Source organism: Streptomyces sp. NPDC043854 (assembly GCF_056436005.1).
Genome location: NZ_JBWKDK010000063.1, coordinates 3,200 through 17,262 on the forward strand (window position 1 = coordinate 3,200; position 14,063 = coordinate 17,262).

Genomic DNA, 14,063 nt, shown 5'->3' on the forward strand with positions numbered 1-14,063 from the left:
GGTCCCCCCTTTTTCGACGCCCCCCCCCCCCCCCCCCCCTTTTCCCCCCCCCCCCCCCCCCCCCCCCCCCCCCCCCCCCCCCGATCGCCCTGGGCAGCCCCCCTTCAGCCGGCGTCACCTCGGCGGCAGCAGCAGACAGGGAGCCGGGATCCATCGGCATCCGGCTCCTTGAAGCCCCGGTAGCACTGCGGAACGACCCACGGGCGGGGATGTACATCGTCGACCACCTGAAGCCGGGCACGACGATCAAGCGCAAGATCGAGATTTCCAACAAGTCATCCGCTCCGCGCCGCATGGACCTGTATGCGGCCGCCGCCTCCATCGAGGACAACGGGTTCACCTTCGCCCCGACCCGCACAGCCAACGAACTGACCCGGTGGACCCGGGTCGAACCCGCTACAGCGAACCTGGAGCCGCACTCAAGGGCCGAAGGCGAGATCACGATCAATGTGCCACGGACCGCCCAGGCCGGAGAGCGCTATGCCGTCGTATGGGCCGAAAGCGCCGCGGCAGGGGACGCCACTCACAACATCGGCAGCATCAGCCGCGTCGGGGTACGGATCTACCTGGACATCGGGGCCGGTGGAGAGCCCGTCTCCGATTTCCAGATCGTGAAGATCAACGGCACACGCGACAAACAGGGCCGTCCCAGCGCCACGGCCGCTGTCCGCAACCTCGGCAGGCGCGCAGTGGACCTGCACGGGTCACTCGACCTTCACCACGGCCCCGGCGGCATCAGCGCAGGCCCCTTCCCAGTGTCCTCCGGCGTCACACTCGCCCCAGACGGAATGGGCACGGTCACTGTCCCTCTTGATCGAGGACTGCCCGACGGCCCTTGGAAAGCCACATTGAAACTACGGAGCGGGACAGTGGAACGGACGAGCACAGCAACCGTGACGCTCGCCGGAGAGAAGACCGCATCTCACACACCCCTCTACGCCGGAGCCGGAGCCGCTGCCCTGGCCACTGCAGCACTCGCCCTGGTTGCCATCCGGCGCCATCGGCGAAACAACCGGTAGGCCGCCCACCGCGACCGGAGACGACGGCCGGTCAGGAGGCGGCAGTCAAGCTCGGAACAGGCCGCCGCACGCGGCGCAAGGGGCAGCAGCCGGGAGGGCTCCCGGCGCCAGCCGGACGCCGCGGGGACCAGCTTTGCGGCGACCCGGTCCGGGAGCGTGTCCGCGACCGGGAGCGCCGACCAGTCGTCGAAGCGGGGGCGGGCCGCCCAGAGGCGCTCCTCGGCCACCGCTTCGAGACCCGGCACGCGGTAGATCACCGCGTACGGAAGGCCGGCGGCATCCCGGACGCGCGCGTCCTCGCGGGACAGCACGCGACCACCGGTACGGGACGCCGCGTCCCAGGACCCTCAAACGTCACGTACGTCGTCTCAGACATCGGCGGTGGTTCCGTCCCGCTCCGGGAGCAGTTCGGGCATCCCCTCCACCAGCACCACGACAGCGACCACCTCACCAGGGTCGGAACGGCCGACCCACACGGGGTAGGTGCCGTCCCCGGTCGTGGCGAAGGCCATGAGTTCGCCGCCGGAAGCCTCGTCCCAGGTGCGCTGCATGAACATGGAACCGTCGTCGATGTCCTCGTACCCGTCCAGGTCCGGCTCTCCCTGGATCAGCCCCCGCTCGAAGAGCGCGACGAGCGGCTCCCAGGCCCCGGCGTCGGCGAAGCAGCCGGTGGCGCCGTCGGTGTCGAAGCCGGCTATCTGCTGCTCGATGAACAGCCGGGGATCGTCGTCCGGCCCCAGGGCCATCTCCCAGGTCACGGCGGGGGTCTCGCTGACGAGGAGGCGGACGGCCGTGGGGGCCGTGGTCGTGACCTCGGTGTCCCGCCACTCGCAGTGGTAGCTGTGGCGGACCCGCGCCTCGTCAAGTACGTACTCTCCGGGCGGGACGGGGACCGTGATGCGCGGCCCGTCGCCTTCGTCGGCGTCCGGGCCGGAGACGGCCAGCAGCCCGCTGGGCACGCGCAGGGTGCCGACCCGGAGCGGCTCCACGACGGTCATCTCGGGGTGGTACCCGTCGGTCACGCGCGCCCCGGGCCGGAACAGCTCGTTGATCGGCCCGGGCTGTGCGGGGCGCGGCGGACGCCAGCAGGTGGCGGGGGCATCTGCGTCACCGGGCTCGTCTGCCTCGCCCCACTCGGCCGCCTCGAAGGTCGGCGGCTCCACGAGCGGGTGCACCTCGGCCGAGAGCAGCGGCCACTGGCCGAAGGGCGGGCGGTCCATCCAGCGCTCGTCGTCGCGGAGGGTGGGGAAAGTGACGTATGTAGCCCCGCCCTTCCCCTGGGGCTCCTCCGTCCGTCGGCCCCTCCCGTCCGGGAAGAGGTCCACGGTGATGCGCGGGCACCCCTCGTCGAACTCCGGCATCTCCGGGCCGGTGTAATGCCAGCCGACGGTGTACCGGCGCAGCAGCCGCGACGGTTCGTCCAGCAGCCGCATGTCCAGGTCGTAAGTGCGGCGGCCCTGGGCGTCGTAGACCCACAACCCGACGTAGTGGTCCCGCCAGGAGACGAGCCGGACCTCCAGCGGAGCCTCCCGGCCCGGCTCCCGGTACACCACCACGTACGGAAGCCCGGTGGCATCCCGCTCCCGGGCCTCCCCAGCGGATATCGGCTGCCAAGGCGCACGGGCCTCCAGATCCCACGCCTGCGCGTACCCCACCTCGACCACCATTGCCGCTCCCTGCTCCTGCGCCCCGCCTTGACCGTGTGCTGAGCTGCAAGGTAGCCGCCAGCTGTGACAACGGCCCCACGACGTGTACGACGCCGCGGGCAACAAGGTGGGCGGTGATTACTGACTTCGGCTCGTCAAGGTGAACTTCCGTGAAGTCCCTGATGAGCTGGGGGTGGTGGCTGTATCCCTTGGTGGGTGAGGTATGCGGATGGGGGCGGGCTGACCCTGCGGGACGTCGGCGCCGGGAGACGGTGCGGATGCAGGCGGCTGAGCTGTTCCAGCAGAAGATCAAGCCGATGGAGGTTGCGCGGCGGCTTCGGGTGAGCCGGAAGTCGGCCTACCGGTGGAGCCCGGGCCGGCACCGCCAGACGGTTCCCGGACGGCAACTGCGATTGCCCCGACCGGCACCCACCGGATCACTGCCGGCATGGCACCCGCCGTGCTCCGGCCTCCGAGCAGCCGGGCCCGGATCTGGGCTGCGCCCTGCTGCCGTCACCGCTTGGTGAGGAACAGCTCGGTGCCGTCCGGACCCGGAATCCCGACGACCGGTGCGGCCGCCGTGCCGCCGACGACGGGGAGCTGCACCTGCGGCGGGCCTCCGAGGCACCTGGTTCCCTCACGTCGAAGCCAGACCTGGACCGAGGTCGTCATCTGCGGGTAGTCCAGGTTCCATTCCCCCTTCTCCGTGCACGTCCCGACCCGCAGGATGTACTGCCCGCCGCCGGAGCCGGTCGGGTCGGTCATCGTCAGGGAGGCGGCGTCCTGCCGGGCGGTCCATGTTCCCGTGTAGTCCACGTCCGTCACGGAGACCGCCGACCACACCGCCCACACCAGCACGACGACGGCCGCGGTGACCCCGGCGTTGGAGGGAAAGAGCGGAGGCCTTCGCGTGCCGAACAGGGAGACCAGGGTGGCCGCGTAGGACGCGAGCAGCGTGACGGCGCCGCAGACGATCCAGGGACCCGTCCCCGCCGCCGGCATCGCCGTCACGAACGCCACGGCAAGCATTCCCGAAGCCGCGGCCCACGTGGCGGCCGCGCCGTTGCCGCGAGCCAGCGCGAACGCGAACGCCGGAACCGCCAGGGCCGTACCGAGCAGCGCGACCGCCGCGTAGATGAAGAACCCTTCGTACTCCGGTTTCATCAGGGCCGGGTCGGCCAGGGCAAACACCCCCGCCGCTCCCGCAACTTCCACCACGAGCGCGAACGGCAGCACGATGCCAAGCCGGTCGGCAGGTGCATCCTCCACGAGCCCCCCCCCCCGAGTTGAGCGCGTTCAAATCGTGGGATGCATGCTACTGGTATCTGGTGAGGTCGACGGTCAGGGGAGCGGCGAGCTGCGTGGCGGTGACCTCGAGGAATGTCAGTAATCACCGCCACTCGATCCAACAGACACCCAACACCCAGGAGGAAAGACGTGATCGCGGTACCAGCCCTTGACGAGCTGGGCACGGATGAGCTGCACGGCTGCGGGCCGCGCTGCCGCTGGTCAAGCGGGCGATGCGTCTCCTCGCGGCGGACACCGACTTCTGGTTCGACCATCACTGGATCATCGACTCCACCCCAGTGCCGTGTACCCCGACCGGGATGCCGATCCTGTGGGGGCCTGGCGAACCCGAGGCTGGACGAGCGCGAGGTGCTGACGGCAATGCTGGACCGTGAGCCGGACGCGGTCACCGACCGGTCCGGCCTGCTGGTGATCGCGGACAAGGGCTTCGCCTCCAAGGAGTTCGAGGCCGATCTGGCCTCGCGAGGGGCAGAACTGCTGCGGCCGTCGTTCAAGCGGGAGAAACGCCGCAACGGCGAGTCCCTGCTGAACGCCGTGTGCTCAGCGCTTGATGATCCGGTCGAGGGTCTCGGCCAGCGCGGCCTTGACCGCCTCCCGGTGGTGAAGGGCCACCGGTTCCGACTCGGGGTTCGGCCGCACGCCCCGGTCCGCGAAGAGGTGGAGCATGCGCAGCGTGCGCAGGCAGTTGGTGAGGTGCGCGGGGACCGGGGTCGGGATGTGGGCGGAGCCGAAGACGGCGGCGATCGGCTCCAGCCATGCGGTCGCGTCGTACTCGCTCATGTCGGACCGGGTGAGCACCCGGGCGAGTGCCCTGGCCAGCCGGTCGTCTTCCAGTTGGTCCCATACGTGGCTGGTGGGCGCTGTCAGCCGCGCGGTGGCGAGGTCCAGCATCCGCACCGGATCCACCTCGGGATGGCAGCCGAACCGGTTCAGCAGGTCCGCGCCGTGCGCGACCGCGTGGAGCCAGCCAAGCTCCTCGTCGTAGCCGCGCAGGTCCGTCTCGCTCGGGTACCACCGCTCGAAAGCGTCTACCCAGTCGGCCTTGAAGTCTCCTTTGGTCACGAGCATGTCGAGCACCAGAGGGGCGAACGTGCGGGCCTGGATCTCCGGGGCGGCGAAGCGGGCGGCCATCTCGTCCCCAAGCGCCAGCCGCCGGGGCTCGTCGATCACCCCGCGTTCTATCCAGGCCGAGAGGACGGAGTGAGGCGCTCCGTCCCGGATCTGCGGATCGGGATCCGCAAGGGCATCGGAGAGCATGCGCACCATACCTTCCATAGGACGGTCGGCTGGCACGGCGCAGTCAGCGGCTTCGATCTGGTTCCAGTTGATCACGGCGCGCAGGATAACCCCCCACCACCCTGCCGCATTGCCAATAGACCGTCCAGGTCTTTGGCCTGTTGGGTGGGTCCGCTTCGCTCCCCCACCCTGGTCCTTTCGGCTTCGCCTCCAGGATCTGAAGCCCGCTTCGCGGGCGTCCGGCAGCGGAGGCCGCTCGGGGTCCCGCTGAAGCAGTAACGGTAGCTCGAAGTGGGGCAAAGCGTTGTGGAGCTCCACTGTCGGAGGGGGCTCGTACGCTGCTCAGCACACCAACGACCGGAGGTTCCATGTCCAGTCATCCCGACATACGCGCATTGTCACGCGTGCTCGCGCCATGCAGACAAAGCAGCGAAGGAGCCCCTCTTGATCTGGCCGGAGTAGCGGAAGCTGAACGGCGACTCGGCATACGGCTGCCCTCGGACTACATCGCCTTCCTCGAGGCCTACGGAGCCGGCGGGATCGGCGGAGACTCACTGTGGATATCCCCGCCGTACAGGGCGTCCGGAGGCGACAGCGTGGTCGACATGGCCGAGCTCTTCTGGGAACAGGCCTCCGAGTCCTACTCCCGCTGGCTGCCCTCCGAGGTAAGCGCCGACATGCTGGTCCGGTGGGGTTTCATAGAGGACGGCACGCACCTGTTCTGGCTGATGACCGGCGATGACAGTGACGCCTGGCCCATCGCTGACCTCTACGAAGACGGCGGCCCCTTCACCGTGCATGAAGGCGGGTTCGCCGCCTACGTGCGACGCTGGTGCACCCCGTCCTCCGGCCCCGCCGGGGAACCAGTGCAATTCATCCACTGGCGCGAATACGACCGCCTCATGGATCAAGGCCTGAACCCCTCCACAGGTCTTCCGTGGACTCTTTGAACGAGCCAACCACCGACAGCCCTGCACATCACAAACGCTGCGCTCAGCGGGGTCCGGCTTCGCCGGGCTGGCAGTGCCGGCCCTTCAGGCCTGATCCTCCGCTCGCTCCGGACAGCCTGCTTCGCGGGGTCCTGGAAGTCCGGCTGGTTTGGCACGCCGACACAACCTCCCGGGACAGAACACCTAGGGTTGTCAAGCTGATCCGCAGGTCAGCATGCCCATCCTGCTTCTGGCAAGTAGGTCACGCAGGGGCGACAGCCCTTGGAGCAGGGCGAGTTGACGGACGTCAGCGGCGGAGTTGGCGGAGGTCCGACCGGGTGCGGATGTCGAGGAACCGAGCCCCGGGCGGTCGACAGTCGCCCACACCGGCCCAGGCTGAGAGCCGTGGCCTACTGGGGCGCCAACGGCGTACGGGTGCCGCGAAGGGGGAAGGCTCATTGCCGTGCGCGTATTGATCACTACAGTCGGCACCTGGGGGGATGTGGCCCCCTACCTTGGTTTGGCCATGCGGATCCGCGCCGCTGGGCATGAGGTGGTTTTGGCGACCCATGCCCGCTATGGCCCTCTGGCGACCGGGCAGGGACTGGCCTTCCGGCCACTGCCGCTGGATCCCCGGGAGCAGTTGGTGTCGGCCTCCGGGCAGAAGCTGGCGCCGGCCGAATCCACTTCGGAGGTGGTGGCTCAGGCCATGCGGGTCGGGCGCGCTCCTCTGCTCGTTCTCGCGGCCGAGATTTTGGCGGCGGCACGGGAGGGTACGGACGTGCTGCTGGCTTCCGCGGGCACTCATCCGCTGTGCGGCGCTGTCGCGGAGGGGCTCGATGTGCCCTGCATCGGCGTGTACACGCAACCGTACGAACCGACAGCGGAGTTCCCGCCGCTCGTGGCGGGCTGCCGGTCGCTCGGACCGTGGGGCAACCGGCTTGCCGGACGGCTGGCCGGCTCGGCCGTCCGCTTCCTCTACCCCCCGGCCGTCGCCGACCTGCGCCGACGACTGGGGCTGCCCCGGCGCTCCTTCGGTGCCGTACGCGCGGCTGTGGAGGGACAGACGGTGTACCACGGCTACAGCCCGGCGGTGGTACCTCCGCCTGCGGACTGGCCGGCCCACTTGCGGGTGTCCGGCTACTGGTGGCCGCCACGGCCCGCCGGCTGGTGTCCGGACGAGCGGCTGATCGACTTCCTCGCCTCCGGTCCTGCCCCGGTGTTCGTCGGCTTCGGGAGCTTCGTCACCCCCGACACCCCGCGGCTGGGGGTGCTGATCACGAAGGCGGTGCGGGCAGCGGGGCTGCGGGCCGTCGTGCAGTCCGGTTGGGCGGGCCTGCAAGGTGAGGGTGATGAGATCATCACCATCGGCGAGACCCCGCACGACTGGTTGTTCCCCCACATGGCCGCCGTGGTCCATCGCGCCACGCCGGGTACGTCCTCCGTCGGCCTGCAGGCGGGAGTTCCGGCGGTGTCGGTACCGGTCTACCTCGACCAGCACTTCTGGGCGGCCCGGCTCACCGCCCTGGGCGTCGCTCCACCGCCCGTTCCCTACCGGCGGCTGACCGAGCAGCGCCTGGCCGACGCCCTGCGGCAGGCGGTCGGCGACCCCGCGTTCGCCCACCGCTCGCGCCGCATCGCCGACCGCCTCGCCACGGAGGACGGCCCTGCCCCGGTGATCGAGGAACTGGCCCGTCTCGACGCGGCTCCCAGGTGAGAGCTGCCGTCTGAGCGGGGCCCGCCGTCCGTGCCGCCCCGCAGGGCGTGAGTGAGCGGTGGTCCGTCCTGTGGTGCTCCAGCGTGGAAGCGGGCCAAGTCGGGACGCACGGCCTGGGCTCGTGCGGCCGGGTGTCGCTGGTCAAATCCTGTGGCGGGTGTGCTCGCCCACGGCGTGGCGTGCCATCCTGCGCAGCCGGCGGCGCAGGCGTCGGAGGGGGTGCGGCGAGGGAGTCCGCCAGGTCGGCGGCCGCTCGGGGAGCAGCGGTACGCGCGGCATGGGGTAGCGGGCCCCGCCGGCCTCCATCTCGCACCGGAACGCGCCACCCGCCTCCTCAAGCGTGATGCTCAGCGGCCGCGGCGGGTCTCCCGGGACTTCGGCGCGCAGGACGGTGGTGCCTTTCCAGGGCGCGCGTCCCTTGGCGACGACCTTCCCGTCGACGAGGACCTCGACCGGGCGGGAGGCGCCTGCCAGCTGGACGGTGACGGAGTGGCCGTCCTGGTCCAGGTGGAAGCGGCTGCGATCAGCCATGCCTCCAGCGTACGGCCGCTCCGCAGAGTGAGTGACGTCGATCGATCGGCGTGCCGACGTCTACGCGCCGTCAGGTGGAGATGTCTTCAACCAGATCGCCGACCTCGCGATCGGGCAGTGCGCGGGCGACGTCCGCCTGGGCGACGATGCCGACCAGCACGTGGCCGTCGATGACGGGAAGGCGGCGGACCTTGTGCCGACTCATGGTGCGCAGAATCTCTTCGGCCGTGTCATCGGCGCCGACGGTCACGACTTTGCCCTGGGCGAGTTCCCTGGCCTTGACCTGGGCGGGGTCCTTGCCGGTGCCGAGGACCTTCACGACGATGTCGCGGTCAGTGAGCATTCCCTTGAGCTTTTCGTCGGTGCCGCAGATGGGCAGGGCTCCGACGCCGAGTTCCGTCATCTTCTTCGCCGCGTCCAAGACGGATTCATTGGCGCCTATGCAGGTGACGTCCGGGGTCATGATCATCCGTGCGGTGATCGTGCTGGGCTTCTCCTTCTCGGTGTCTCCAGCCGGCTGAGACGTGGCCTGCGTGCCCGGGGCGGTGCTCGATGGCTCTGCGAGGACGCCGCCGTCGTGACGCAGGACGGCGTAGCCAAGACCGATGCCGGCCGCGACCGGCCAGGCCAGCACGTCCGCAGCGGCGAGGACTCCCAACCCCAGGTAGAGCGGGAGGCCCTTCTTCGCGGGGAGCACCTGCCGGGCGACGGCGACGGGCAGCATGGCGGCGTTCATCGCCTCGCTCCCCACCTTGCCGAGCGAGGGCACGGTGAAGGTGACCGTGTGCTGCTGGGGCTCGGATGAGCCCGGGCCGGGCTCGGGTGGGGCTTTCACCGGCTGCCCGCCTGGCTCGCCGACTACGGTCGGGTGGTGCGTGGGGGACGGAGAGGACACGAAAATCACCTCGCTTGCTTTCCATCAGAAGCTCCTCCTCCCCATCTGTCCGTTTTGAGCGACTTTATGGCTGCCTCGGTGGTACCCCCTCCCGATGGGGCTACCGTGTGTAGCTCCTTGTTCACACTTCGATCAGACTGCCTGTGAAGGCTGATGCGTACACCGCTCTGATGCGAGGAGAAACGCGCCATGCCGCTGGAGCCTGCCTCGCCGGCTTGGACGCCGTCCTTCCTGCGCTCGATCGTCACAGGGGCCGTCTCGCAGCTGGCCACAGGCGCCCGAGCTGCCTGGGGAGCGGCACAGAGCCTGCGTGAGGGGCCTGGCCGTGACGTGTCGTGGACGTCGCAGCGGTGCTACATCGCGGTCTCCGGGGTGCACGGCGCCGGCGGTAAAGCCGTCTCCGATCGGGTGCAGCGGGCCTTGGAGGAGCGTCCGGGAGTGTTGTGGGCGCGGGTGAACGCGCCCATGGAACGGGTGATCGTCGCGGTCGCCTCGCCGGCTCCGCCGGAGAGCGAGCTGGTCGCGCTGGTCGAAGGGGCCGAGGGCGACCACGCCGCCGATGTGCAGGCGTTCGATGCCTGGCAGCCCGAGCCCCATCACCCCGCGGAAGGTCCGCCGTACCCGGCGGTGCCCGCGCTGGTGGCGGACACCCTGGGCCTGGTTCTGGTGACGCTGCGCAGGCTCGCTCCGTGGTTCGGACTGCCGCCGGAGATCGCCGGCGGCATCGAAGCCGTGCGCTACCACCCGCGGCTTCGGCATCTGGTCGAAGACGTCGGTAACGGTGACCACACCGACTCTCTGCTGCCTGTGATCAGCGCCTTGGTGCAGGGCGTGGCGACGGGCGGCGGAGGGCTCACCCTTGACGTGCTGCAGCGCCTGGCAGTGTGGCGGGAAGCGAATGCGGAAGGTTCGGCGTGGCGTGAGGGCGAAGCCAGGCTGGTGCGCGGCCCGGAAGAGGCCGCGGCCGACGCCGTCACGGTAGGCCGGTCCGGTCCGCCTCCGCAGGACACCGCGGACCGGTACGCGGAGCGGTCCATGGCCGCGGGTATCGCCGCCGGTATCGCCGCGCTGCCGTTCGCCGGCGTACGCAAGGCGATCGCCGTGGCCGTGGCTTCGGTACCCAAGGCCCCCGGCGCGGGAAGAGAGGGCTTCGCCACCACCTTGGGCCGGCATCTGGCGCTGCGCGGGGTGGTGACGATGGACCGGACCGCCCTGCGGCGCCTGGGCCAGGTCGACACCATCCTCCTCGAGGAGGAAGCCCTGCGGAGCAACCGGTTCGAGCTGGTGGACCTGGAGCTCCGCGGGGATGCCGATCCCGAGCAGGCCTCGCAGCAGCTGTTCGCCCTCTTCGACCCCGATACGCCGCTGGCCGTCAGCCGCAAGGCCGACTGGGTCCTGGGGCCGCTGGACGAGCTGGACCTGGAAGGCCGGACCGGCCGCAAGGCCGCGAAGCGCCTACGGCAGCGAGGCAGCGAGAAGATCCTCGGGCTGGCCCAGGGCCGACGCCTGGTGGCGGTGGCGGGGCTGGGCACCCCGTCGGCTCCCGGAGCGGAGGCCGTGGCTGCGGCAGCACGGCGGGCCGGGGCACGGGTCGTGGTGGCATCCGACCGGGAAGACCCCGGACTCGCGTTCGCCGACGCCGTGGTTCCGGCAGGAGACCAGCTCGCCGCCTCCGTCCGGAACCTTCAGGCAGACGGCGCGGTCGTTCTCCTGATCTCGGGGAACCGTGCGGCGCTGGGCGCGGCCGACTGCGCGGTCGGCGTGCATCGGGAGGACGAGTACACGCCGTGGGGGGCTCATGTTCTGGTCGGGGCGGATCTCGAGGCAGCCGGTGTGATCGTGGACGCGGCGGGGGTGGCCGCGGTGGTGGACCGCGACAGTCACCACCTGGCCGCCGGCGGCAGCGGGATCGGGTCGGTCGCCGCCTTGCAGGGTCCGGCCTGGCGGGCGACCGCGCGGGTGCTGGCGGTGAGCAACACCGCCGGTGCGGTGGCCTTCTGCCTGGGCGCCTGGCGTGCCCGGCAGCTGCTGAGCCGTCCGCTCACCCCGCCGGTGACCAGCGTTCCCTGGCACCTCATGCCGGCCGACCGCGTGCTGGAACGGCTGCGCACCCGCCCGGAGGGCCTCACCTCACGAGAGGCGACCGCCCGCAGCACCGGCGCGCACGCCGGTGAGCCGGCGAAGCTGACCCTGCCCTACGCCTTCGTCGAAGAGCTGTCGAATCCCCTCACACCGATCCTTGCCGCCGGCGCCGCGCTGTCCGCTGCCGTGGGATCGCGGACCGACGCCCTGCTGGTCGCGGCCATCACCGCCGTCTCCGCCGCGGTCGGCGGCTTCCAGCGCGTCCGCACCGACCGGGCCCTGGCCCAGCTCTTCGCCCAGTCGGCCATCGGTGCCCGGGTGCGCCGCGAGGGGCGAGAGCGTCTGGTCACCTCCGGCGATCTGGTGCCCGGCGACGTCATCTCTCTGCGGCCCGAGGACGTGGTGCCCGCCGACTGCCGTCTCCTGGAAGCCGAGGGCCTCGAGGTCGACGAATCCTCCCTCACCGGCGAGTCCCTCGCCGTCGGCAAGGACCCGGCCCCCGTGGTCGCCTCGCACCTCACCGAACGCCGCTCGATGCTGTACGAGGGAACCACCGTCTCCGCCGGACACGCCACCGCCGTCGTCGTGGCGACCGGATCGGCCACGGAAGCCGGACGCAGTCTGGCCACCGCCCGCCAAGCCGCGCCCAAGACCGGCGTGGAGACCCGCCTCTCGTCGCTGACCCGCGCCAGTATGCCCATCGCCCTGGGATCCGCCGTCGCCGTCACCGTCTCGGGGCTCCTCCACGGACGCCCCCTGACCGAAAACCTGTCCTCCGCCGTCAACCTGGCCGTGGCCTCCGTGCCCGAGGGGCTGCCCTTCCTGGTCAACGCCGCCCAGCTGGCCGCCGCACGCCGCCTGGCCGATCTGGGCGCCCTCGTCCGCAACCCCCGCACCATCGAGGCGCTCGGCCGCGCCGACATCCTCTGCTTCGACAAGACCGGCACCCTCACCGAAGGCACCCTCACGCTCACCGGTGTCAGCGACGGGGACAGCCCGGCCGCCCTCGCCCGGCTCGACAACTCCCGCAAGGAGATCCTCGCCGCTGCCCTGCGCGCCACCCCGCCCGCCCGGCAGGCCGAACCGATGGCGCACCAGACCGACCGGGCGATCGTCGACGGTGCCCGCCGCGCGAACGTCAGCACGCGCCAAGGGGCTGCGCGGTGGCGCCGAACGGACGCTCTCCCCTTCGAGGCGGCCCGGGCCTACCACGCCACCTCCGGCCACACCGGCGGCCGCATCCTGCTCAGCGTGAAGGGGGCACCGGAGAACGTCATCGACCGCTGCGCCCGCCGGCGCCGGCCGCACGGCACAGAGGCACTCGACGACGCGGCCAGGAGCGCACTCGCCCGGGCGGCCGAGGAACTCGCAGCAGCAGGGCGAAGGGTCCTGGCCGTGGCCGAACGCCGCATGGAAGCCGGTGAGCACCTCAGCGACGACACGGTGCGAGACCTGGTCTTCCTCGGCTTCCTCACGCTCGCCGACCCCGTCCGCGACAGCGCCGCGCCCGCGACCGCCCGCCTGCGCCAGGCCGGAGTGCACACCGTCATGCTCACCGGCGACCACCCCGCCACCGCCGACGCCATCGCCTCCACGATCAGCGACGTCACCGAGCCGAAAGTGTGCACCGGCCCGGAAATCGACGAACTCGACGACGCCGCCCTGGACGAACTGCTACCCACCATCGACGTCATCGCCCGCTGCAGCCCCAGCCACAAGGTCAGAATCGTCCACGCCTACCAGCGCATCGGCCGCGTCGTCGCGATGACCGGCGACGGCGCCAACGATGCCCCCGCCATCAGACTCGCCGATGTCGGAATCGCCCTCGGCCGCCGCGGCACACCAGCCGCGACCGCCGCCGCGGACCTCGTCGTCACCGACGACAGACTCGAAACGATCGTCGCAGCCCTCATGGAAGGCCGGGCCATGTGGACGTCCGTCCGCGCAGCCCTCGCCATCCTCATCGGAGGCAACCTCGGCGAAGTCGCCTTCAGCGTCATCATCTCCGCGATCACCGGCGGGACCCCCCTCAACGCACGCCAGATCATGCTCGTCAACCTCCTCACCGACCTCGCCCCCTCCCTGGCCATCGCCGTACGCGAACCCTCGGAACAAACCGGCGAGCGCCTCCTCGCCGAGGGCCCCCACCGCTCCCTGGGCACCTCACTCACCCGGGAAATGCTGCTGCGCGGTGTCATCACCGCCCTCGGCGCCGGCCTGGCCTGGACGGCGGCCCGCCTCACAGGACGAGGCCGCCGCGCCTCCACCATCTCCCTGGCTGCCGTCGTCGGCACCCAGCTCGCTCAGACCCTGACCACCGGCGGCACGGACCGCAACGTCCTCATCGCCGGACTCGGCTCCGCAACCGTCCTCCTCGCCATCATCCAGACCCCCGGACCCAGCCAGTTCTTCGGCTGCACACCCCTCGGCCCCGCCGCGTGGGCCATCACACTCGCCTCGATCACCACCGCCACCCTCCTCGGCCACTTCCTCGGACCCCACCTCACCGCACGCCTCATCCCGCACACCACGGAAGACGCGCCGCCGGCAGACGCGCCGCCGGCAGACGCCCAGGCAGAACCGTCACCAGCCCCGCAGGAGGAGCACGCCCGGCCGGCTTCGTCCATGAGAATGAACAGCAACAGCACTTCGACGCCGATCCGGGAGGCAGGACCCACCTGAGAGCGGGGCGCAATGTTC

At 70.9% G+C, this 14,063-nt stretch carries 9 protein-coding genes and 3 pseudogenes; 7 read left to right on the forward strand and 5 right to left on the reverse strand.

The features are described from left to right. The first annotated feature begins 209 nt into the window (after window positions 1–209). On the forward strand, window positions 210–1,019 hold the full coding sequence (locus AC068A_RS32795) for a peptidase (RefSeq protein ID WP_478589918.1): 810 nt from the start codon (window positions 210–212) through the stop codon (window positions 1,017–1,019). 368 nt (window positions 1,020–1,387) lie between these two features. On the opposite strand, the gene AC068A_RS32800 is transcribed toward AC068A_RS32795, so the two are convergent. Continuing rightward, on the reverse strand, window positions 1,388–2,686 hold the full coding sequence (locus AC068A_RS32800; protein WP_478589919.1) for a DUF4241 domain-containing protein: 1,299 nt from the start codon (window positions 2,684–2,686) through the stop codon (window positions 1,388–1,390). A gap of 195 nt (window positions 2,687–2,881) precedes the next feature. Between AC068A_RS32800 and AC068A_RS32805 the strand changes: the two are divergent. After that, window positions 2,882–3,033, forward strand: a pseudogene (locus tag AC068A_RS32805) (helix-turn-helix domain-containing protein); the annotation flags it as partial. 145 nt (window positions 3,034–3,178) lie between these two features. On the opposite strand, the gene AC068A_RS32810 reads toward AC068A_RS32805, so the two are convergent. Beyond that, window positions 3,179–3,934: a hypothetical protein gene (locus tag AC068A_RS32810; protein WP_478589920.1), complete on the reverse strand. Its 756-nt coding sequence runs from the start codon at window positions 3,932–3,934 to the stop codon at window positions 3,179–3,181. Between the two features lie 215 nt (window positions 3,935–4,149). On the opposite strand from AC068A_RS32810, the pseudogene AC068A_RS32815 reads away from it, so the two are divergent. Next, window positions 4,150–4,564 (forward strand): annotated as a pseudogene (locus AC068A_RS32815) (transposase family protein); the annotation flags it as partial. Here AC068A_RS32815 and AC068A_RS32820 read toward each other — a convergent pair. Continuing rightward, window positions 4,514–5,248, reverse strand: a complete 735-nt coding sequence (locus AC068A_RS32820) for a DUF2785 domain-containing protein (RefSeq protein ID WP_478589940.1) — start codon at window positions 5,246–5,248, stop codon at window positions 4,514–4,516. The pseudogene AC068A_RS32815 and the gene AC068A_RS32820 sit on opposite strands and share 51 nt — an antisense overlap. Window positions 5,249–5,577: 329 nt before the next feature. Between AC068A_RS32820 and AC068A_RS32825 the strand changes: the two genes are divergently transcribed. The 3 genes and pseudogenes from AC068A_RS32825 to AC068A_RS32835 all read left to right on the forward strand — a co-directional run bounded on the left by AC068A_RS32825 (window position 5,578) and on the right by AC068A_RS32835 (window position 7,855). Beyond that, window positions 5,578–6,159: an SMI1/KNR4 family protein gene (locus AC068A_RS32825; protein WP_478589921.1), complete on the forward strand. Its 582-nt coding sequence runs from the start codon at window positions 5,578–5,580 to the stop codon at window positions 6,157–6,159. 442 nt (window positions 6,160–6,601) lie between these two features. Continuing rightward, window positions 6,602–6,814 (forward strand): annotated as a pseudogene (locus tag AC068A_RS32830) (glycosyltransferase); the annotation flags it as partial. Window positions 6,815–6,919: 105 nt separating this feature from the next. Next, entirely contained in the window at window positions 6,920–7,855 is a 936-nt protein-coding gene (locus AC068A_RS32835; RefSeq protein WP_478589941.1) for a glycosyltransferase, read from the forward strand. A gap of 141 nt (window positions 7,856–7,996) precedes the next feature. Here AC068A_RS32835 and AC068A_RS32840 read toward each other — a convergent pair whose 3' ends face one another. Next, window positions 7,997–8,386, reverse strand: a complete 390-nt coding sequence (locus AC068A_RS32840; protein ID WP_478589922.1) for a hypothetical protein — start codon at window positions 8,384–8,386, stop codon at window positions 7,997–7,999. Between the two features lie 70 nt (window positions 8,387–8,456). After that, window positions 8,457–8,849, reverse strand: a complete 393-nt coding sequence (locus AC068A_RS32845) for a CBS domain-containing protein (RefSeq protein ID WP_478589942.1) — start codon at window positions 8,847–8,849, stop codon at window positions 8,457–8,459. Between the two features lie 621 nt (window positions 8,850–9,470). On the opposite strand from AC068A_RS32845, the gene AC068A_RS32850 reads away from it, so the two are divergent. Beyond that, window positions 9,471–14,045 (forward strand): cation-translocating P-type ATPase, encoded by a 4,575-nt coding sequence (locus tag AC068A_RS32850; RefSeq protein ID WP_478589923.1) that lies wholly within the window; start codon window positions 9,471–9,473, stop codon window positions 14,043–14,045. The last annotated feature ends 18 nt before the right edge of the window (window positions 14,046–14,063 follow it).

Bases quoted from the DNA above. Each gene is read 5' to 3' on its own strand.
- AC068A_RS32820 (WP_478589940.1), bottom strand. From the start codon at position 5,248: ATGGAAGGTATGGTGCGCATGCTCTCCGATGCCCTTGCGGATCCCGAT.
- AC068A_RS32800 (WP_478589919.1), bottom strand. From the start codon at position 2,686: ATGGTGGTCGAGGTGGGGTACGCGCAGGCGTGGGATCTGGAGGCCCGT.
- AC068A_RS32825 (WP_478589921.1), top strand. From the start codon at position 5,578: ATGTCCAGTCATCCCGACATACGCGCATTGTCACGCGTGCTCGCGCCA.
- AC068A_RS32840 (WP_478589922.1), bottom strand. From the start codon at position 8,386: ATGGCTGATCGCAGCCGCTTCCACCTGGACCAGGACGGCCACTCCGTC.
- AC068A_RS32850 (WP_478589923.1), top strand. From the start codon at position 9,471: ATGCCGCTGGAGCCTGCCTCGCCGGCTTGGACGCCGTCCTTCCTGCGC.
- AC068A_RS32845 (WP_478589942.1), bottom strand. From the start codon at position 8,849: ATGACCCCGGACGTCACCTGCATAGGCGCCAATGAATCCGTCTTGGAC.
- AC068A_RS32795 (WP_478589918.1), top strand. From the start codon at position 210: ATGTACATCGTCGACCACCTGAAGCCGGGCACGACGATCAAGCGCAAG.